The organism is Hominisplanchenecus murintestinalis, from assembly GCF_943193015.1.
In the GTDB taxonomy this organism is placed as follows: Bacteria; Bacillota; Clostridia; order Lachnospirales; family Lachnospiraceae; genus Hominisplanchenecus_A; species Hominisplanchenecus_A murintestinalis.
On sequence record NZ_CALPCM010000031.1, the window covers coordinates 13,769 to 33,587 of the forward strand.

Below are 19,819 nucleotides of genomic sequence, written 5' to 3' on the forward strand. Positions count from 1 at the left end.
AAGAAATGGACATCAAGCTTCAGAGGATAAAAGAATTGACAAAAATACTGACAGAAGCAGGAAAAGCTTATTATCAGGAAAATCGGGAGATTATGAGTAATTTTGAGTACGATAAATTGTACGATGAGCTGTCAGCTCTGGAGCGGGAAACAGGAATTGTACTTGCAGGAAGCCCTACGGTAACGGTAGGGTACGAGTCTGTGCAAGAATTGCCCAAAGAGCGCCATGAGCAGCCTATGCTTTCTTTGGATAAGACAAAAGATGTGGAAGCTTTGAAAAGCTTTGTGGGAGAGCAGAAGGCTTTGGTGTCCTGGAAATTGGACGGGCTTACCATTGTGCTCACATACCGGGATGGAGGGCTTTTTAAGGCAGTTACCAGAGGAAACGGAGAGGTAGGCGAGGTCATTACCGGCAATGCCCGCGTGTTTGAGAATATTCCACTGTCTATTCCGTACAAAGGAGAGTTAATTCTGCGGGGCGAAGCTGTTATTTCTTACAGTGATTTTGTGAAAATCAATGAAGAGATTGAGGATGTAGATGCAAAATATAAAAACCCCAGGAATTTGTGCAGCGGCTCGGTACGCCAGCTGAATAATGAAATCACAGCGGCAAGGCATGTGAATTTCTATGCGTTTTCTCTGGTGAAAGCTGAAGGGGTGGATTTTAAGAATTCCAGGAAAGAACAGTTTGCGTGGATGCAGAAACAGGGCTTTTGCGTGGTAGAGCACAGAATTGTGACGGGTGAAGATGTGCCGGAGGCCGTAGAGTGGTTTGCACGGAGAATACAGGAGTATGACATTCCATCGGATGGGCTGGTGGTGGTTTACGATGATATTGCCTATGGGCAGTCATTGGGAACTACGGCAAAGTTTCCGCGTGATTCTATCGCGTTTAAATGGAAAGATGAAATCAGGAATACCCATTTGCTGGAAATTGAGTGGAGTCCTTCAAGGACAGGGTTGATTAACCCGGTGGCTATTTTTGAGCCGGTGGAGCTGGAGGGCACTACAGTGAGCCGCGCCAGTGTGCACAATCTAAGCATTATGAAGGCGCTGGAACTGGGAATTCAAGATGAAATCCAGGTATATAAGGCAAATATGATTATTCCTCAGATTGCGGAAAACCTTACCCGGAGCGGGAATGTGAAGATTCCTGAAACATGCCCGGTATGCGGAGGGGCGACGCACATTCAAAAAGCAAATGATGTAGAAACGCTTTACTGTACGAATGAGGAATGCCAGGCGAAGAAACTTAAGCTTTTCACTCTTTTTGTCAGCCGCAATGCATTAAATATTGACGGACTGTCTGAGGCTACTTTGGAGAAGTTTATCGGACGAGGGTTTATTCATGAGTTTGCAGACATTTTTGAGCTGGATAAGCACCGTGAAGAGATTGTGGAGATGGAAGGATTCGGGATAAAATCCTATGAAAATCTGATGGCTGGAATTGCTGAAGCGCAAAAAACTACCCAGCCCCGTCTGCTGTACGGACTGGGAATCCCTAATGTGGGCGTAGCAAACGCTAAGATGATTTGCAAAGCATTTCAGTATAATCTGGGTAAGATACGGAGTGCGGATGCGGAAGAATTGGCGGCGGTTGACGGAATCGGGCCGGTAATTGGAAAAACAGTGGCGGAATATTTTGCATCAGAAAAAAACAGCAGTATGCTGGATCGGCTTTTGGAAAAGCTGGAGATAGAAATTCCGGACATAGAGGCATCGGAACAGGTTTTTGCAGGCATGAACTTTGTCATTACGGGAAGCGTACAGCATTATTCTAACAGGAATGAGCTGAAATCTTTGATTGAAGAAAAGGGAGGAAAAGTGACGGGGTCTGTTACGTCCAAAACAACGTATCTGATTAATAACGATGCAGCGTCCTCATCATCGAAAAATAAGAAAGCAAAAGCATTGGGGATACCGATTATTTCAGAGGAAGATTTTATGAAAATGCTGTAATTGCCAAAAGCGGGCGCACAGCATTCCGGAGTAAAAAATGATAAAAGAAAAAAAGGAAACGCTGAAAGAAACAAAAGAGGCGTTAAAAGAAAAGAAAGAGATTTTAAAGAAGAAAATTGACGAGAGCCAGGCCATTGAAAAAGGAAAGAAGGGCTTGTTTGGAGTCATTTATGGAAGAACGGCGGTAATTATCATTCTGCTTTTGCTGCAGATACTTATGCTGTTTCTGGCATACCAGTATCTGCAGGATAAGGGGATGTTCCTTAACGCGATATTACGGGTGTTTGCGGTTGTTTTGGTAATACATATCATAAACTGTCGGGAAAATCCGGCGTTTATGATTTCATGGATTATATTGATTCTGGGATGGCCAGTGTTTGGCACCCTGCTCTACGTGTTTGTGGCTCTGCAGCCTGGAACAAAATGGATTAACAAGCATCTGCAGAATATGCACATTGAGACGAGGCACTATTGGATGCAGAATGAGAAAGTAACTGAAAATCTATCAAAAGAAAGCCCGGAGATGCCTCATCTGTCAAAATATGTTTATCAGAGGGGGGGCTTCCCTACCTATCAGAATACGTCCGCCAAATATTTTCCGGATGGCCAGGCGAAATTTGAAGAGCTTCTCGTACAGCTTGAAAAAGCGCAGAAATTTATTTTTATGGAGTACTTTATTGTAGCAAAAGGATATATGTGGAAAACGATCCTGGAAGTACTGGTTCGGAAAGCGGCGGAGGGAGTGGAAGTGCGGTTTATGTACGATGGGACTTGCAGTTTTTCCATGCTTCCGTATAATTATCCGAAAAAGATAGAAGAACTGGGGATTCAGTGCCATATGTTCGCCCCGGTGGTTCCCGCGCTTTCCACGCATCAGAATAACCGCGACCACAGGAAGATTGTGGTGATTGACGGCAGGGTAGCATTTACCGGGGGCATCAATCTGGCGGATGAGTATATTGGAAAAAAGGAGCGGTTCGGTATTTGGAAAGATACTGCGGTTATGATAGAAGGAGATGCCGTCCGCAGTTTTACTTTGATGTTCCTGGAAATGTGGAATGTAGAAAAGCACAGAAGGGCAGAAATATTTGACCCCTATCTGGATGTTGAACAGATAAAGTTTCCGGTAAAAGGGGACGGGTTTGTAATGCCTTACGGAGACAGTCCACTGGACAATGAACAGGTTGGGGAAAGTGTGTATATGGACATTTTATATACAGCCAAGGATTATGTGCATATCATGACGCCATATCTGATCTTGGGACATGAAATGATTACCGCGCTTACCTACGCGGCGAAGCGTGGCGTGGAAGTTATCATTATGATGCCTCATATTCCAGATAAAAAATATGCATTTATGCTGGCAAAGACTTATTATTGCGAGCTGATGGATGCGGGCGTGCAGATTTATGAATATACGCCGGGATTTGTCCATGCGAAAGTATTTACTTCTGATGACAGGAAAGCGGTGGTTGGCACGATTAATCTGGATTACAGAAGCCTGTACCTGCATTTTGAGTGTGCAGTATATTTATATAGGAACAGCGTCATACCATCTATTGAGGCAGATTTTCAGGCAACACTGAAAGAATGCCGGAAAATGAGCCGGGAGGACGTCAAAAGCCAGCCTCTGGGCAGCCGCATCGCCGGAAAAGCGCTGCGTCTGCTTGCCCCGCTGATGTAAGTATGCTCAAAGTATCAATACAATACAGAGAAAGGAAAGGTGGGAAATATGCCGATTAAAGTTCAGGCGGAACTGCCTGCAAAAGAAATCTTAGAGAGAGAAAATATATTTGTTATGGATGAGAACCGGGCAGTCCATCAGGATATCCGCCCAATTAAGATCCTGATTCTGAATCTGATGCCGCTGAAAGAAGAGACAGAGCTGCAGCTTCTGCGTTCCCTCTCCAATACTCCGCTTCAGGTTGACGTGACTTTTATGGTGATGAGCAGCCATGAGTCGAAGAATACTTCTACAAGCCATCTGAACAAATTTTATGTAGTATTTGACCAGATAAAGGATCAGAAATTTGACGGTATGATTATCACAGGAGCTCCGGTGGAAAATATGGAGTTTGAAGAAGTTGACTACTGGGAAGAGATGGTGAAAATCATGGACTGGAGCGACAGGAACGTGACCTCCACCATTTATCTCTGCTGGGCGGCTCAGGCGGGGCTTTACCATCATTACGGACTGCAGAAAAAGAAACTGCCCCACAAAATGTTCGGGCTTTTCTGGCATAAAGTATTGAACAGGAAAATTCCGCTCGTCAGAGGTTTTGATGATGTATTCCTGGCGCCTCATTCCAGGCATACGGAGGTTCCGATTGAAGATATTCGGGAATGCGGTAAAATAACCGTTCTGGCGGAATCCGAGGAAGCGGGATTTTTCCTGGGAATGGCAAAAGAGGGGCGGCAGATTTTTGTTATGGGGCATCCGGAGTATGACCGCGTGACGCTGGATGGGGAATATAAGCGCGATTTGGGCAAAGGCATGGATATTCAGCTGCCGAAAAATTATTATCAGAATGATGACGCTTCTGTAAAGCCGCTGCTTATGTGGCGCGCCCATGCAAACAACCTTTATACGAATTGGCTGAATTACTATGTATACCAGAGCACGCCATATGATTTAGATGGGACGCCGTTTTAATGTTCCCGGCGTCGCTTTGCGCGATAGTTTTTTCAGCGAAAACTATTTTCTATCACACCGGGGAGCAGCTCGTAAATAGAGCCCCCGGTTTTATTTTCAAAATATTCTTTTATTTCCAGAATCTTTTTCCAGCGGGGCACGGTAGCCGGATGCGTACCGTAACGAAGCGCCACGTCTACAAAACGTTTTTCCAAAAGGCAGAAGCCTGTCGGCAGCGCCAGTGAGTCGCAGAGCTGTACCAGATTTAGTTCCGTATCGTTTTTCTCCTTTTATTTGCTATTATAGTGCAGGAAACTCTGGCTGTCTATCTGCTTTCGGACAGGGCGTGTTAAAATTCTGCTTTTTTATTCTACTACATAGTATTTTTATTTGGATTGGGAATTTGTTGTTTTCACAAAGACATGATTTGAAATAAACAAATTTGATTGGATAATTGCAGTATGAAAGTATATATGATAGAATATTTGCAATGAAATAAGAAAGGTTTTAACGAAAGAAATATATAAGGATTTTAAACGTGGAAAAAGCTTGTAGAAAATTAAAGAAAGTATAGTAGAGGAGGAGTAGTTTTATGGGTTTAAGGTTCGGGATAGATATTGGTGTGGCATCTGTTGGATGGGCAGTTGTAAACGATGAATATGAAGTAGTGGAGTCGGGGGCAAATCTTTTTCCTTCGGCAGATGCCAGCAAAAATGTTGACAGAAGAACCTTTCGCCAAATGAAGCGTGTACATCGCAGAAGAAAGACGAGGGTTTCAGATTTTGATAAATTATGGAAGAATCATGGCAGGAAATTGCCGGAGCCTAATCCGGAAGAGGTTTTGGAACTGCGTGTCAAAGGATTAACACAGGCTTTGACAGAAGAGCAGTTATATGCCGTGTTAAAAAATGCTCTGCTGCATAGAGGAATCTCTTATTTAGATGATGCCGGTGATGAAGCTGTTTCGGGGAGAAGTGATTATGAAAGAGGGATTATGCTGAACCGGCAGGCATTGGATGAAAATATGCATCCATGTGAAATTCAGTTTAAGCGTCTGAAAGAGTATGGAAGTTATAGGGGAAATCTGACGATAGATGTTGACGGGGAGAAAGTGATGTTGTCGAATGTATTTACAACAGGCGCTTATCGTAAAGAAATCTTTGAGATTTTAGAGAGACAGCAGGAATCGCATGCTTTTCTTACGGATGATTTTGTGGAGAATTATCTTAAGATTTTTTCAAGGAAACGGGAATATTATGTTGGACCGGGGAATGAAAAGTCACGTACAGATTACGGAAAATATACAACCCGGATAAATGCGGAAACCGGACAGTACGTGACGGAGGATAATATATTTGAAAAATTGATTGGAAAATGCAGTGTTTATAAAGATTTGACCCGTGCGGCAGGAGCGACATATACGGCACAGGAATTCAATTTGCTGAATGATTTAAATAATCTGACTGTGAACGGCAGAAAGCTGGAGAAGGAGGAGAAAGTACAGATTATTGAAGAAGTGAAAACTGCCAATACAGTAAATATGCGGAAGATTTTGAAGCGGGTAATTGGAGAAGAGCTCGAAACCTTAACAGGGGCACGGATTGACAAAAAAGAAAAAGAACTGTTTCATCATTTTGAACAGTACAATGCAATCCGTAAAGCATTTGAAAAACAGGGATGGGATATTTCTGAATTGTCCAGAGAAGATTTGGACAGCATTGGGGACATATTAACGCTAAATACAGAAAGAGAGTCGATTCTGGGAGGGTTCCAAAGAGAGGGACTGACGCTTTCAGAGGAAAAAAAGGACTGCCTGATTGCGCTACGGAAAAAAAGCGGCGCATTGTTTAGTAAATGGCAGTCGTTTTCTCTAAAGATTATGCAGGAGCTGATTCCTGAATTATATGCGCAGCCTAAAAATCAAATGCAGCTTTTAACGGATATGGGGGTATTCAAGACAAATCAGGAAAAATTTGCAGAATATCATCAGATTCCGGATGAGATGATTTTGGAGAATATATATAATCCAGTAGTTTCACGCTCTGTCCGGATTACTGTTAAAGTGCTGAATGCTTTGGTGAAAAAATACGGGAATCCGAGCCAGATTGTCATTGAGATGCCGCGTGATAACAGCGAGGAAGAAGAGAAAAAAAGAACAAAGGAAATACAGGCGAAAAATGAAAAAGAGCTGGAAGGAATCGTAAAAAGGATTTCGGAGGAATATGGGATAAAAATAACGGAACAGGATTTTCATCAGCATAAAAAACTGGTGTTAAAATTAAAATTATGGCAGGAGCAGGATGGAATATGCGTGTATTCCGGCAGGGCAATTTCCATTCAGGACTTATTAAAGAATCCGTATTTATTTGAAATCGACCATATCATTCCCAAGTCGATTTCCTTTGACGACAGCAGAACAAATAAGGTGCTGGTATATCGTACAGAAAATCAGGAAAAACGGAACCAGACGCCGTATCTGTATTTGAAAAATCTCAGGAGGAGCTGGGGCTATGATGAGTATAGAAGCTATGTTCTGGAATTAAAAAGGAAAGGACTGATACCGAAAGCAAAGCTGGATAAGCTGCTTTTTACAGAAGATATTACGAAGATTGAAGTATTGAAGGGCTTTCTTTCAAGAAATCTGAATGATACCCGTTATGCCTCCAGGATGGTGCTGAATATCCTGCAATCTTATTTTAAAGCGAAAAAGGCAGATACCACAATTCGCGTTGTCCGTGGAAGTTTTACCCATCAGCTCCGGAATGTTATGCGTCTGGAGAAGGACAGGGAAGAATCCTATGCACATCATGCAGTTGATGCGATGCTGATGTGCTATTCACAGATGGGATTTGATGCGTACCATGCCCGGCAGAAGGAGATTATTGACTTTGAAACAGGAGAAATATTAGATGAGAATAAGTGGAATCAGATTATGAGTGATAAAGCATATGATGAGCTGATGTATCAGAATCAATGGATGCGGATTCGCGCAAATATCCAAAAGGCGGAAAAGGAAGTAAAGTACTGGCATAAGAGAGATTCGAAACCGAATAGAGGCTTGTGTAATCAGACGATACGGGGTACCAGAGAGAAGGACGGTGCAACGATGAAAGTTAATAAGCTGAACATTTATGAGCCGTCCGGCTGGGCTAAACTGAAGAAGATGATAGAGCAGGGAAAACAGGAGCGTTTTCTGATGTACCTTCACGACAGGAAAACATGGGATGTTATGTTGGGCATGATAGAAGAGTATCGGGATGCGGCGAATCCATTTGTAGAATATGAAAAAGAAACCGGGGATTATCTGCGTAAATATGCAAAAAAACATAACGGTCCTCGGATCAGGCAGTTGAAATATCTGGATGGAGAGGTAGGAAGCTGCATCGATATCTCTCATAAATATGGACATGAACAGGGAAGTCGTAAAGTAATTTTGGAGAGTCTGAATCCATACCGCATGGATGTGTATTATCATGCGGGAAAGAAAGCGTATTTCTTTGTGGGAGTGAAATATGCGGATTTGAAATTTGAAAAAGGAAGGTATATACTCAATGAGGAAGCATATCAAAGGGCTTTGGTAAGCGAAAAACTCATTGCGGCTTCGCAGAACCGCTTTGATTTAGAAGAATTAGGATATCGCTTTGTTTTGTCTTTTTATAGGAATGAAATTATTGAATATGAAAAGGATGGAGAGTATTACACGGAACGCTTTTTATCCAGAACAATGCCGAAACAAAAAAACTATATTGAAACAAAACCAATGGACGCACCGAAATTCGCCAAGCAGCATTTAGTTGGATTGCAAAAAACAAAATCAGTGAAAAAGATTCGGCTGGACATTCTGGGCAACCGTTTCTATTGTTCCCAGGAAAAATTCATATTAGAAGTTGACGCGGTGTAGTTGATGTGCTATAATAGTTTTAGTAGATTTACGATAACTCAATTTTTTCAGATCTACTAAAACAAGGCTTTATGCCGAAATCAAGGACATCGACGGATGTCCTTTTTTCTTGCGAAAAAGATGCAGGCAAAGGAGAAGAGAATGGGGTTTCGATTAGTAATGATAGAGAACGATGCAGAAATTAGTCTGAAATTAGATAATATCATCATACGGAAAGAGGAGAACGAGATATGGATTCCGATGGATGATATTTCTATGCTGGTGATTGACAACAGAAAAATTACGTTGACTGCTCGCATGATGTGTTCGCTGGCATCACATAACGTAGGGGTGGTCTTTTGTAATCAGGAGCATTTACCGATTGGATTTTATTCCTCTTATGACAATCACAGCCGGATATCTAAAGAAATTCACTATCAGATTGATGCGTCTGGCGAATATTATGATGAGCTGTGGCAGGTGATTGTACGGGCAAAAATAAAGAACCAGAAAGAGGTATTAGATAAGCTGAACAAGAAGCAGGATGCTATAGAGCTGCTGAATCGGTTTTGGAAAGAAGTTGAGGTGGGAGATGCCACGAACAGGGAGGCACATGCAGCGAAGGTATACTTTAACGAATTGATGGGATGCAGTTTTTCACGGGGAAATGAGGAGTTGTTATTAAATTCCGGACTGGATTACGGATATGCGATCCTTCGTTCTTATCTGGCAAGGCTGTGCGTCGGCTATGGTTTAAATAGCCAGTTAGGGATTCACCATCGGAACGAGTATAACCGCTTTAACCTGGTGGATGATATGATTGAACCGTTTCGTCCTTTTGTAGATTACTTTGCTTATAGATTACTGGAACGGGAGGAGTATTTTAAGGGAGAGCACCGGCGCCAGCTTATCAATTTTCTGAATCATAAGATGGTATATAAGCAAAAAAAGATGTACTTGTGCAATGCAATGGAAGAGTATGTTTCAAATATTGCATCGGAGATTGCAGGAAAGAAAAATACTCTTGAATTTCCGGATTTTAAAAAGTACTTGGGGGAGCTGGATGAAATATAAGGTTATGAGAATGATATGTATGTTTGATTTACCTGTGGAAACAGATAAAGAAAAAAGGATTTATCGGATTTTTCGGAAGGAACTGATAAAGGAAGGATTTCTTATGATGCAATATTCAGTTTATGTCCGCACATGTCCAAATCGTGACTATTGCAGGCGTCTGGAGAAGCGAGTCCAAAGGCTGGCGCCGGAAAAGGGAAATGTGCGGTTGTTGGTTATCACGGAAAAGCAATACCGTGATATGAAATTGATCGTAGGAAGTAAAAGTGAAACAGAAAAAAAGATTGGGGCAGAAAGGATGATTGTTATTTGAAGATACAGATATCTCGTTCCATTATAGAATATGAAATTCAGATGGAGCAGCTCACACAGTTGTGTGGCGTTGACTTTGAAAAAAAGTGGTATATGAGTGAAACCAGATAAGGAGAAAACTCAAAATTGCGTTTAAGACAACAGACACAATAATGTGGAGTGAATATCTTATTTGGAGGAACTAGAAGATGGCAAAATCATTATTTGAGGAATTAGGCGGCAAATACGAGTGGCAAGGAGATTATTTAATACCATGCTTAACCATATCCGCCGAAAAAGAACAGCCGATAGGCACATGGGGACAGCGGCATCTGGACTATCTGAAGAAGTACCGAAAGGTTACATACATCAATCTTCTCACAAGCGGCAGGCTCAACGCCTACCTTGCCGACATCGACAGGCAGGCGCAGGAACGCTTTAAAAGGCTCATAGAGGGCTTGAAACAGGAGCAAGGCATAACGGAACAGTTAAAGGCAGAAAACGCCTTAGAATGGACAGGAAGAGTGAATAACATAAGGGCGTGTGCGAGGGGGATTGTGAATAACGAAATAATCTTCGTATAAGTGCTAAAAGTGGCAAGGTATAAAAACTTTGCCACTTTTAGGTTTGTTATCTTAGATTATCATCAATGAAAGGTTCTTGAATTTATAGTACCAAAATGATAATATTATCAAATAGACCGAATTATTGGAGGGATACGCATGGATAAAAAAATTATGGATGTATTGACGAACCCGATTAAATGCAAACTATTTCTGGAAATACAGAATTGTGGGGAAACTACCGCTAAACATTTATCCGAGACCTTTTCGGATATTCCGCCCGCAACGCTTTATCGCTATTTAAAGAGGATGACAAATGACAAAGTATTAAAAATTGTAAATCAAACGCAAGTCAGAGGTGCTTTAGAAAAGACTTATGCGATAGATATTGATATGACAAAAGATTTTAAAGAAATTTTAGACAGCAACTCTGGTGAAGCCTATATGCAGTCGTTTATGCAATATATCATTGGCTTTGCGGAGTTATTCCAAGATTATTGTAAACGGGATGATATAGACATTGTAAAGGATAAATCTGGTTTTTCCTTATCCCCTCTTTATCTAACAGATGGGGAACTTGAGATGTTAATTAGAAATATTCGAGATGCAATAAAGCCTTATGGAAACAACGCACCGGCAGCGGGTAGAAAGCTGCATTCTATTGGCGTTATTATTTCTCCGCCTAAAATGGATTAAAAATTTCCCGCCTGTCCTCAGTGATGGACAGGATTTTTCTTGACTTTTTAATATCAATATGATATTATTATCACTGTGATATTAAAAAGGAGGCAAGACCTATGAAGAAAAAATGCATCATCATTACATTTGTAACTTTTGTTGTATTAGCAGCACTAACTTTTTTATTGCCGCAGGAAATCCCATTACACTTTGGAGTGTCTGGTTCTGGTTCGGTTGTAAATAAATATTTTATTCTATTATTTACCCCTGTACCCGCAATCCTTTACTGGGCAATTGTGAAAAAGTACAAAAACTAAAATTCAAAGGAGGCTAATAAAATGGACGCCGTATTAGAAATTAGGAATTATTCTAAAGTTTATTCTGGAAATAAAAAGGCTGTTGACAGTCTGAATTTGAGTGTGAAAGCAGGAGAAATCCATGCTTTTATTGGTCACAATGGTGCGGGGAAAACAACAACAATCCGTGCAGTTGTCGGGATAATGGACTTTGACGAAGGGGAAATCCTCATAAACGGTCATTCTGTAAAGAACGAGCCTGTAAAATGCAAATCTATTACAGCTTATATTCCAGACAATCCCGACTTATATGACTATGTGACAGGCATCCAATATTTAAACTATATGTGTGATATGTTTTCTGTTCCTGCCGAAGAAAGAGTTTCAAGAATACAAAAATATGCGGATGTTCTCAATTTAACGGACAGTCTTGGGGATTTAATCAGTTCCTATTCGCATGGTATGAAACAGAAGCTTGCATTAATAGGCGCATTTGTACATTCTCCCAAGCTTTTAGTGTTGGATGAGCCGTTTGTAGGTCTTGACCCTGAAGCATCTTTTCATTTAAAGAAGATTATGCGTGAACTTTGTGAAGCTGGAACAGCCATTTTTTTCTCTACTCACGTACTTGAAGTTGCCGAAAAATTGTGTGACAAGGTTACTATCATCAATGACGGTAAATTGATAGAAAGTGGAACAATGGAAGAAATCAAAGGAAGTCATAGTCTTGAAGATGTATTCATGGAGGTAGTTGAAAATGAAAGGCAAGTATAAGTATCTTTTGAGGATGCAGTTATATAATCTTTTTGGAATTAACCGATTGATTCATTCTCGTGATAAACAGGAAAAACAACGTTCTGCGATTGTTGGTGCTTTAGGACTTACCGCCATTGCTATTCTTGTAGTCTATACGGTGAAATTCAGCAACAGCATGGCAGAAGCGGGACTCAGCAAAGCATTGCCAACGCTCATGGTAGTGGTCTGCTCCTTAGCAACTTTGACCCTTACATTCGTTAAAAGTACAGGGGTTCTTATTGGATTAAAAGATTATGATATGGTTATGTCCATGCCTGTAAGAACGATTTCTATCGTAACAAGCCGTATAACGATGCTGTATCTCATCAATCTGATAATTGGCTTTATAGCCATGCTGCCGTCAAGCATTATCTATGTCGTATACGAACATCCGCCGATTTTTAGTTACCTGTTTTTAGTGGGTGCGTTATTTTTGACACCGATTATTCCTATGATTATTTCTCTATCATTAGGTGTTCTAATTGTTGCCGTTTCATCACATTCAAGACACAAAAATGTTTTTTCATTGGTTTTGAGTACGGCTGCCGTACTGATGATTGTATTTGCTTCCGCAAAAACACAATCAATGGATGAGGCGCAGATAACTAATTTAGGCGTTGCAATGGCAGAAGCGGTAAACAAATTTTATCCGCCTGCTATTCTTTTTACAAATGCCTTATTACATAATGATTGGGCAAGCTTTGTTATCTTTGCCGCTGTTTCCCTGTTGCTGGGCATTGCTTTCATAACGATTGTTTCTCATTACTATAAAAGACTGAATACAGCGGTATTCTCACATTATGCAAAAAAAGATTATAAAATGGGAACATTAAAATCTTCATCTCCGTTTATGGCATTGTATAAAAAGGAGCTTCGCCGATTAAGTTCATGTACGATTTATGCCTTGAATTCATGTATTGGAATTGTCCTGCTTTTCGTTGTAGCACTTGGGGCAGCATTTTTTATGCCGCCTGCTTTACGACAGCAAATAGAAACGATGGGAATCATGAGCATCATTCAAAATATTATGCCGATTGCGCTTGCCATTTTTGTGACTATGACTTCTACCACGGCAGCATCCTTGTCTTTAGAGGGAAAAAACAGATGGATTATGTGTTCCGCTCCAACGCAGGCAAGGACAGTGTACAATTCTAAAATTGCGGTAAATTTAACAGTGATACTTCCTGTTTTATATGTTAGTGCAATTTTTATCAGAATTGCGATTCCGTGTTCCTTGATGCAGACTATACTGTTATTTATTATCCCTACGGTATATACTTTTTTCATTTCAGTTCTTGGTGTTTATCTGAATATCAAGTTTCCTAAGTATGATTGGACAAGTGAGTATTATGCGGTAAAAGGTGGGGCAATTTCAGTTTTAGCTACAGTTGGAGGTGGAATGGCAAGCAGCTTAACGCCATTGTATCTCTGTATAATCTTTCCGCATTACCAAATGATGATTATGTTTGGTATTACTTGTCTAATACTGCTGGCAACTTTGGCAATCTATCTTAAGGTTTGCCGAACACAATTATATGTATGAAGTTGTGAAAAACATAGCTTTTTAGACTTGAAATTTAAGGCTTTGACAGATAAGAACAGATGAAAATTTTTATTTGAAAAATGGGAGCAGACTGCGGGTGAGATTGCAAAGTAACTACCCGTTTCTGCTCCTTCTGTATCGTATCATTTGTCAACCCTTGAAAAAAGTCGATTGGTTTCTTCTTGTTAATTGAACAGTTACGTTTTTTATCAAATCAATTTTTTTGAAATTGATGAAGTTATTTCATAGTTAAAAATAATTTATAGTACCGAAGAAAGGAGCCACTATGGAACAGGGTATTGAATTACATATTTCGGAAGTGTTAAAAGAAGAGCGGACGAAAAAAGGAAACTCACAAGAGAAACTTGCAGAGTATTGTGGCGTCTCAAAGTCAGCAGTATCTAAATGGGAACAAGGAATATCCCGTCCTAGCATTTATCAGTTCCCTCAAATAGCTGATTTTTATAATATAACAATTCAAAGACTATTAACAGGGAAAGAAAAAGATGAATAAAAGATACAAGTATCAGGAAGTTGCAGAACAAATTAAAATGGATATTTTTGTAAATTATCAAGCACCAAGTAAACCGATACCGAGTATAAGGGAATATGCGGAAGTTAATCAAGTAAATCCCCATACAGTAGCTTGTGCTTTAAGGTTGTTGATGGAAAAGGGTATTATTTATACCAATGAAAGAAAAGGTTATTATGTTGCTGTTGATATTAAAGATGTAAAGAAAAAATTAGTGGATGAAGCTAAGAAAGAGTTGCTATGTAAATTGTCCCAATTGGGATATAAAAAAGAAGAAATCGCTATGCTCATTAGGCATTTTCTAGAGGATTATTAGAACATAAAGAAATCATTATTGGAATTTGAAATAGGCAATACAAGCACGCCATATAAAAAAACGGTGTTTTGGTGGGCTGATTTGCTATGCCCGAAAAGACTTAACAGACACTCTCCAGACCTGTTTTAAGTTTGGAGGGATTTTTTTATGTCCTTTTTTCGGGCAGTAAGCTATCTGCTCATGCAACGCAGATTTGACTTATACATAGCATATTGGGGATTGGCAGGAAACCCGTTAAAAAAGTCCCTGCTTATGCAACGCTACTTCTCACCATGAAACCAGAAGTAGAATCTCCACTTAACAGAATTGAGATTACTTATAACCGTAGAGGACACAGAGCCTTTGCGGTTTTTCTTTTGTCGTTTTTTATCGGAATGTGCCGAGGGGCTGTTTCTGCTGTTGGCTGTCGTTCGCCGCCTTTCCAATCTGGATTATTACATTTCAAAAATTCAGATTGGAGGAAAAAAGAATGGCATACAACAACGGACGTGAGAACAGGAAATGGCTTATCTGGAAAGAAGCCGAGGAAAAAATATTGCGGGAGCATGGAGTTGATGAAAACACCATTGAACAAATCCGCACAGACGACAGGGCAGACTTCAATTCCAACAGGCGGTTTTACCATTGGACAAGCGACTTCGGCGAATACCTTGAGGGAATGGCAGACAGGGAGCGGGATACCGAAGTAAAGTCGGTTGCCGATTTACTGGATGAGATTGAGGACGAGACTCTGTATCGGGCATTGCTTACGGTGGACATGCGTACCCTGCAAATTATCCTGCTGAAAATGCAGGGCTATTCCACAAAGGAAATTGCCCCGCTTGTTGGATTGACAACGGGAGCTATCTATGCAAGGCTAGACCATCTGCGGAAAAAGCTGCGGAAGATTTTATAATCATCTAAGATAGACGGTTTTTCGGCGGGCTATTGGGTGGGGATAAAATTTCCCCACCCAATTTAAAATTAAATGAATAAAATTCCCGTCCACAGGGAATACTAAAAAGTTTGCTCAAAATCTTGACATGGATACAGCCGCTATGGTATTCTGAAATACCCGTAAGGGAATTGGAAGATTGAAAATTAAATAGCACATAGATGGAAGAATGAAATGTCAGCCAACGGACAAGGCTGACCACCGCCGAATTTATGCTGCCCTTTTCGGCTGGCGTATGGCAGCAAGGTTTTGAATCCCAAAGCCGTTACATAGCATTGCGAATCCGAGCAGGAGAAATCTCTCCTGTCGTTCGTGGTGTAGTGTAGCGGCTTTTCATTTATCCAAAAGTCAAGAGAAAACGAATCCAGAACGGAGGTGCAGGGACATAGGATTTTCTTTTCGGCGGGTAAGACAGGTATGGAAGAATGCCGCTGCACAGGAAAAATGCTCTGCGGCGTTGTCCACAGAGATAGCGAGCATCGGATTGTGTCAGCCACAATCCCAATCCATGCCGCTTGCGGGCATGGACTAACTCAGAGGACAGCCCCTGAATACCCCGAAGAAAGGAATTTAAGACTGGAGGATTAAGGAAAATGAGCAGAGAAAAATCAGAAAAGGACGTGCGGAATGTCCCGATTACCGTCCGATTGAACGAGGAAGAACATGAAAAATTAAAGCAGTGCGCCGCCGCTTGCGGTCTGTCCGCAGCAGAATTTATGCGCCAGTTATGCAAGGGAAACTCCCCGCAGCCACAGCCTAAAACCGAGTTTTGGGAACTGTTAAACAAGCTCTATGAAATGCATGACGCTTTCAAAAAGTGTGTTCCCTACTATCCAACCACCGCCGAAATCTGTAAAGAGATTGAGGATTTTATCTTAGAACTGCAACAAAAAACAACTCTCCCACAACGATTTAACGTAGAAGAATTGACAGAACAGGGGGCGGTCTGATATGGCGGTAACAAGCCTATGGCATGTCAAAGGGAGCATAAAAGACGTGATTGACTATATAGAAAACCCAGAAAAGACCGTGCCGAATCAAGATATGCAGGATTTTTTTGACGTGTTCTCCTATGTGAAAAATCCGTTAAAAACAAATGAGGGCGAGTATGTTTCCGCAATCAATTGTCTGAAAGAAACAGCATTACAGCAGATGATTTTGACAAAAAAACAGTACCAAAAGACAGGCGGATATATCGCTTGGCACGGCTACCAGAGCTTCAAGCCAGACGAGGTAACGCCCGAACAGTGCCATGAAATCGGGTTGAAGCTAGCAAGGGAGATGTGGGGCGACAAGTACCAGATAATCGTTGCCACCCACCTTGACAAAGGACATCTGCATAATCATTTCTGCTTCAACTCCGTTTCTTATCTGGATGGGAGCAAATATAATTACTCAAAATCGGAGCAGAAACGGTTAAGGGAAGTGTCCGACCGCTTATGCCGAGAGTACGGTTTGTCGGTAATTGAAAACCCCAAGAAAGCCCCGTCAAGACCACTGTATCTGGACGAAAAGAACGGCAAGCCGACACGCTACAACGTCTATCGGAAGGATTTAAAAGAAGCAATCAACGGGAGCAGGGATTTACAGCACTTGATGAAATACCTTACTGACAAGGGATATGAAATTGATTTTTCGGGCAGCCATTGGAAAATGAAGCTGCCGCAATACAACCATTTCACAAGGTTAGACACGCTTGACGAGCGGCTGACTCCCGATTTCATACGGTCATGTTTAGGCGGGATTTCCCGCTATGGAAACTACAAAGCAAGGATTTCCTACTCTCCCCATATGCCAGAGCAGTATAAAAACGCATGGAAATCACACCAGAAAACCACGGGAATCTTAGCGTTATATTACTACTGGTGCTATCAGTTAGGGATATTTCCCAAAGGCACGGACTACAAGCCGACAAGCCCGCTGATGAAAGAGGAATTGCGGAAACTGGACGAGATTACCGCACAGGTGCGGTATATGTCAAAGCATAACATTTCTACTCTCTCCGATTTACACGCCGACAGGGAGAAAAACCAGACCGAAATGAATAAACTGATTGACTACCGCCAGCATTTGCGGAACAAGGTACGCCGTGCCACACCAGCCGAAAAAGAAACACTCCGAGCCGAAAAACAGGGCGTGACAGAGCGGATAACGGAGCTTAGAAAGCGGCTGAAATATGCGGACGGGATTGAGAAACGCTCCGCACACATTGACGGCTGCTTAAACCAAATCCACGACACGATTGAAAATCAGTGGTTAAATCGGCAGAAACAGCCAATTAAAACAGACCGCAGGAGGGAGGAATTATTGCGATGAGCAGACTGTCCGAGAAAGAAATACAGGAGATTATGGAGGAATACAAGGACGCCCCTATGGTAAATCCCGATAAGATATATCCCCCTCTGCCGCCTGTCCAGAACGTCACGCCCCTTGTCCGCATCCCAGAGCCGATGAGTTTCACCGAGAAAATCGGCGGCACGGAATTCACCGTCAACGCCCATTTCCGAAAAGACGGGAGGGACTTACTTGTAATGCTTACGGATATTTTTCGGCGTGGCGCACAGGGATATGGATTTTATGATGAGAATTGGGGTGATGACAACGGGGAATAACAGGCAGCGGAAGAATTATCGCTTTAAAGCGTTGAAGTTTAAGGGCAGATGTGGTACACTGTACCTACACTTCACAATACCGTGTCTGCTGTCGGGAAGGAGAGCTTTATGAAAAGACAGCAGGAAGAATTTACTGCATTGTATTGTAGATTAAGCCAAGATGACGGACGGGAAGGCGAAAGCAACAGCATTGTAAACCAGAAAGAATATCTGATGAAATACGCCAAAGAACACGGTTTCACTAACCCGAAATTCTACGTGGACGACGGCTATACGGGTACGAATTTTGACCGCCCTAGCTTTAAGGAAATGTCGGCGGACATTGAAAAAGGGCTTGTAAAAACGGTCATTGTCAAAGACTTATCACGCTTCGGCAGGAACTATATTGAGGTCGGCTCTTACTCCGAAATCATCTACCCAGAAGCAGGTGTGAGGTTTATCGCCATCATGGACAACGTGGACACGGGCAGCCTTGAAAGCAACGAATTTGCCGCCTTTACCAACCTTTTCAACGAATGGTATCCCAAAAGCACGAGCAAAAAGGTAAAGGAAGTCAAGAAAGCAAAAGGGTTTGCGGGGGAGCATTTAGGCGCACCGCCCTACGGATATTCGCGTAATCCAGATGACAAAACCCGTTGGCTTGTGGACGAGGAAGCGGTGGCAGTTGTCCGCAGGATATTCTTACTCTGTATGCAGGGGAAAGGCGTGTCAGCCATTGCCACAGCCCTCTGGGAAGATAAAGTGCTTACCCCGTCAGCCTACAAAGTGTCAAAGGGAATCGGCGTTGCAAAAAAATCGGAATATCCCTATAACTGGGAGCCAGCCACGATTGCATCCATTCTGGAAAATGTGGCATATATCGGCGTGACGGAGAGCTTTAAATCCATCCGTTTAGGCTTTAAGAGCAAGAAACGCATCCCCACCGCAAAGGACAGGCGGACGTATATCGAGGACGCCCATACCCCCATCATTGACAGGGATATATGGGAAAAAGTGCAGGTGATACGGGAGAACAAACGCAGACTGACCAAAAGCGGAATGACAAGTATCTTTTCGGGGCTGCTCTATTGTGCCGACTGCGGGGCGAAACTCAGCTTAGCCACAGCAAACGGATATGAGCATTTCCGCTGTTCCATGTATAAAAGGACGAGCAGGGCAAAGGAATGTACGCAGCACTATATCCGAGAGGACGCATTAAAACAGTTGGTCTTGAAACAGCTTCAGCATTTCCTCTCCTATTTACAGCAGTTTGAGCATGTGTTTATCCGACAGCAGATTGACGCCACCCTTGCGGAACGCCGATACGAGTTATCCGCAAAGCAGAAACAGATAGAAAAGGACGAAAAGCGGATAAAGGAACTTGACCGCCTGTTCCGTAAAATCTATGAGGATAATGTCAACGGAAAGCTGAATGACGAACGCTTTTACAAGCTGTCAGACGGATATGAAGCCGAGCAGGAACAGCTAAAGCAGGAAATCGAAGCCTTGACAGCCGAGGTCAGCAAAGCCGACACAGAAGCGACCAATGTCGCCAAGTTGATAGCAGTCACCAAGAAATACACCCACATCGACGAGCTGACGCCCGAAATCCTAAACGCATTTGTGGATAAAATCGTAGTCCATGAGCGTGAGAAAAAGGACGGGAAACGGACACAGCAAATCGACATCTACTATTCCTATGTCGGGATTGTGGACATCCCCACGGACGAGGAAAT

Annotated in this window: 18 protein-coding genes and 2 pseudogenes; 19 read left to right on the forward strand and 1 reads right to left on the reverse strand. The window is 42.0% G+C overall.

The annotated features are described in order from the left end of the window. Window positions 1–5 precede the first annotated feature (5 nt). Genes ligA through metA form a run of 3 tightly spaced genes read left to right on the forward strand, consistent with a single transcriptional unit; the run spans window position 6 to window position 4,611 of the window. Complete coding sequence (ligA, locus tag NFR99_RS10705) at window positions 6–1,958, forward strand: NAD-dependent DNA ligase LigA (RefSeq protein WP_251353614.1); 1,953 nt, start codon at window positions 6–8, stop codon at window positions 1,956–1,958. Between the two features lie 37 nt (window positions 1,959–1,995). Continuing rightward, window positions 1,996–3,642 (forward strand): cardiolipin synthase, encoded by a 1,647-nt coding sequence (gene cls / locus NFR99_RS10710; RefSeq protein ID WP_251353605.1) that lies wholly within the window; start codon window positions 1,996–1,998, stop codon window positions 3,640–3,642. 48 nt (window positions 3,643–3,690) lie between these two features. Beyond that, a complete protein-coding gene (gene metA / locus NFR99_RS10715) occupies window positions 3,691–4,611 on the forward strand; it encodes a homoserine O-acetyltransferase MetA (RefSeq protein ID WP_251353606.1) in 921 nt (306 codons plus the stop codon). A gap of 32 nt (window positions 4,612–4,643) precedes the next feature. Here metA and NFR99_RS10720 read toward each other — a convergent pair. Then, window positions 4,644–4,853: pseudogene (locus NFR99_RS10720) on the reverse strand (phosphohydrolase); the annotation flags it as partial. A 329-nt stretch (window positions 4,854–5,182) separates the two neighbouring features. Here NFR99_RS10720 and cas9 point away from each other — a divergent pair. The 16 genes and pseudogenes from cas9 to NFR99_RS10795 all read left to right on the forward strand — a co-directional run. Next, window positions 5,183–8,491 (forward strand): type II CRISPR RNA-guided endonuclease Cas9, encoded by a 3,309-nt coding sequence (gene cas9 / locus NFR99_RS10725; RefSeq protein WP_251353607.1) that lies wholly within the window; start codon window positions 5,183–5,185, stop codon window positions 8,489–8,491. A gap of 141 nt (window positions 8,492–8,632) precedes the next feature. Then, entirely contained in the window at window positions 8,633–9,544 is a 912-nt protein-coding gene (gene cas1, locus NFR99_RS10730; protein WP_120486107.1) for a type II CRISPR-associated endonuclease Cas1, read from the forward strand. After that, entirely contained in the window at window positions 9,534–9,857 is a 324-nt protein-coding gene (gene cas2, locus NFR99_RS10735) for a CRISPR-associated endonuclease Cas2 (protein WP_120486094.1), read from the forward strand. The genes cas1 and cas2 overlap by 11 nt, the downstream gene beginning before the upstream one ends. Window positions 9,858–10,044: 187 nt before the next feature. After that, window positions 10,045–10,419, forward strand: a complete 375-nt coding sequence (locus tag NFR99_RS10740) for a TnpV protein (protein WP_135977009.1) — start codon at window positions 10,045–10,047, stop codon at window positions 10,417–10,419. A 138-nt stretch (window positions 10,420–10,557) separates the two neighbouring features. Next, window positions 10,558–11,094, forward strand: coding sequence for a helix-turn-helix domain-containing protein (locus NFR99_RS10745; protein ID WP_016219454.1), 537 nt, complete (start codon window positions 10,558–10,560; stop codon window positions 11,092–11,094). A gap of 101 nt (window positions 11,095–11,195) precedes the next feature. Next, window positions 11,196–11,393 (forward strand): hypothetical protein, encoded by a 198-nt coding sequence (locus tag NFR99_RS10750; protein ID WP_016219453.1) that lies wholly within the window; start codon window positions 11,196–11,198, stop codon window positions 11,391–11,393. Between the two features lie 21 nt (window positions 11,394–11,414). Next, window positions 11,415–12,146 carry an ABC transporter ATP-binding protein gene (locus tag NFR99_RS10755; RefSeq protein WP_172538814.1) on the forward strand — a complete coding sequence of 244 codons (732 nt, stop codon included), beginning with the start codon at window positions 11,415–11,417 and terminating at the stop codon, window positions 12,144–12,146. Beyond that, window positions 12,130–13,710: a hypothetical protein gene (locus NFR99_RS10760; RefSeq protein WP_251353608.1), complete on the forward strand. Its 1,581-nt coding sequence runs from the start codon at window positions 12,130–12,132 to the stop codon at window positions 13,708–13,710. The genes NFR99_RS10755 and NFR99_RS10760 overlap by 17 nt, the downstream gene beginning before the upstream one ends. A gap of 123 nt (window positions 13,711–13,833) precedes the next feature. Further along, window positions 13,834–13,899 (forward strand): annotated as a pseudogene (locus NFR99_RS15590) (ArsR family transcriptional regulator); the annotation flags it as partial. A gap of 97 nt (window positions 13,900–13,996) precedes the next feature. Further along, window positions 13,997–14,224, forward strand: a complete 228-nt coding sequence (locus NFR99_RS10765; protein WP_016219450.1) for a helix-turn-helix domain-containing protein — start codon at window positions 13,997–13,999, stop codon at window positions 14,222–14,224. Beyond that, the gene (locus NFR99_RS10770; protein ID WP_251353609.1) at window positions 14,217–14,558 is read left to right on the forward strand and encodes a GntR family transcriptional regulator; all 342 of its coding nucleotides are present in this window, start codon (window positions 14,217–14,219) and stop codon (window positions 14,556–14,558) included. Before NFR99_RS10765 ends, NFR99_RS10770 begins: the two co-directional genes overlap by 8 nt. A 469-nt stretch (window positions 14,559–15,027) precedes the next feature. Next, window positions 15,028–15,453 (forward strand): RNA polymerase sigma factor, encoded by a 426-nt coding sequence (locus NFR99_RS10775; protein ID WP_251353610.1) that lies wholly within the window; start codon window positions 15,028–15,030, stop codon window positions 15,451–15,453. Window positions 15,454–16,085: 632 nt separating this feature from the next. Next, the gene (locus NFR99_RS10780) at window positions 16,086–16,442 is read left to right on the forward strand and encodes a tyrosine-protein phosphatase (RefSeq protein WP_251353611.1); all 357 of its coding nucleotides are present in this window, start codon (window positions 16,086–16,088) and stop codon (window positions 16,440–16,442) included. Window position 16,443: 1 nt separating this feature from the next. Next, complete coding sequence (locus NFR99_RS10785; protein ID WP_251353612.1) at window positions 16,444–17,808, forward strand: relaxase/mobilization nuclease domain-containing protein; 1,365 nt, start codon at window positions 16,444–16,446, stop codon at window positions 17,806–17,808. Then, a complete protein-coding gene (locus NFR99_RS10790) occupies window positions 17,805–18,104 on the forward strand; it encodes a hypothetical protein (protein WP_172535975.1) in 300 nt (99 codons plus the stop codon). Before NFR99_RS10785 ends, NFR99_RS10790 begins: the two co-directional genes overlap by 4 nt. A 108-nt stretch (window positions 18,105–18,212) precedes the next feature. Further along, window positions 18,213–19,819 (forward strand): DUF4368 domain-containing protein (locus NFR99_RS10795; protein WP_251353613.1); only part of this gene is annotated, 1,607 nt, incomplete at its 3' end.

Bases quoted from the DNA above. Each gene is read 5' to 3' on its own strand.
- ligA (WP_251353614.1), top strand. From the start codon at position 6: ATGGACATCAAGCTTCAGAGGATAAAAGAATTGACAAAAATACTGACA.
- cls (WP_251353605.1), top strand. From the start codon at position 1,996: ATGATAAAAGAAAAAAAGGAAACGCTGAAAGAAACAAAAGAGGCGTTA.
- metA (WP_251353606.1), top strand. From the start codon at position 3,691: ATGCCGATTAAAGTTCAGGCGGAACTGCCTGCAAAAGAAATCTTAGAG.
- cas9 (WP_251353607.1), top strand. From the start codon at position 5,183: ATGGGTTTAAGGTTCGGGATAGATATTGGTGTGGCATCTGTTGGATGG.
- cas1 (WP_120486107.1), top strand. From the start codon at position 8,633: ATGGGGTTTCGATTAGTAATGATAGAGAACGATGCAGAAATTAGTCTG.
- cas2 (WP_120486094.1), top strand. From the start codon at position 9,534: ATGAAATATAAGGTTATGAGAATGATATGTATGTTTGATTTACCTGTG.
- NFR99_RS10740 (WP_135977009.1), top strand. From the start codon at position 10,045: ATGGCAAAATCATTATTTGAGGAATTAGGCGGCAAATACGAGTGGCAA.
- NFR99_RS10745 (WP_016219454.1), top strand. From the start codon at position 10,558: ATGGATAAAAAAATTATGGATGTATTGACGAACCCGATTAAATGCAAA.
- NFR99_RS10750 (WP_016219453.1), top strand. From the start codon at position 11,196: ATGAAGAAAAAATGCATCATCATTACATTTGTAACTTTTGTTGTATTA.
- NFR99_RS10755 (WP_172538814.1), top strand. From the start codon at position 11,415: ATGGACGCCGTATTAGAAATTAGGAATTATTCTAAAGTTTATTCTGGA.
- NFR99_RS10760 (WP_251353608.1), top strand. From the start codon at position 12,130: ATGAAAGGCAAGTATAAGTATCTTTTGAGGATGCAGTTATATAATCTT.
- NFR99_RS10765 (WP_016219450.1), top strand. From the start codon at position 13,997: ATGGAACAGGGTATTGAATTACATATTTCGGAAGTGTTAAAAGAAGAG.
- NFR99_RS10770 (WP_251353609.1), top strand. From the start codon at position 14,217: ATGAATAAAAGATACAAGTATCAGGAAGTTGCAGAACAAATTAAAATG.
- NFR99_RS10775 (WP_251353610.1), top strand. From the start codon at position 15,028: ATGGCATACAACAACGGACGTGAGAACAGGAAATGGCTTATCTGGAAA.
- NFR99_RS10780 (WP_251353611.1), top strand. From the start codon at position 16,086: ATGAGCAGAGAAAAATCAGAAAAGGACGTGCGGAATGTCCCGATTACC.
- NFR99_RS10785 (WP_251353612.1), top strand. From the start codon at position 16,444: ATGGCGGTAACAAGCCTATGGCATGTCAAAGGGAGCATAAAAGACGTG.
- NFR99_RS10790 (WP_172535975.1), top strand. From the start codon at position 17,805: ATGAGCAGACTGTCCGAGAAAGAAATACAGGAGATTATGGAGGAATAC.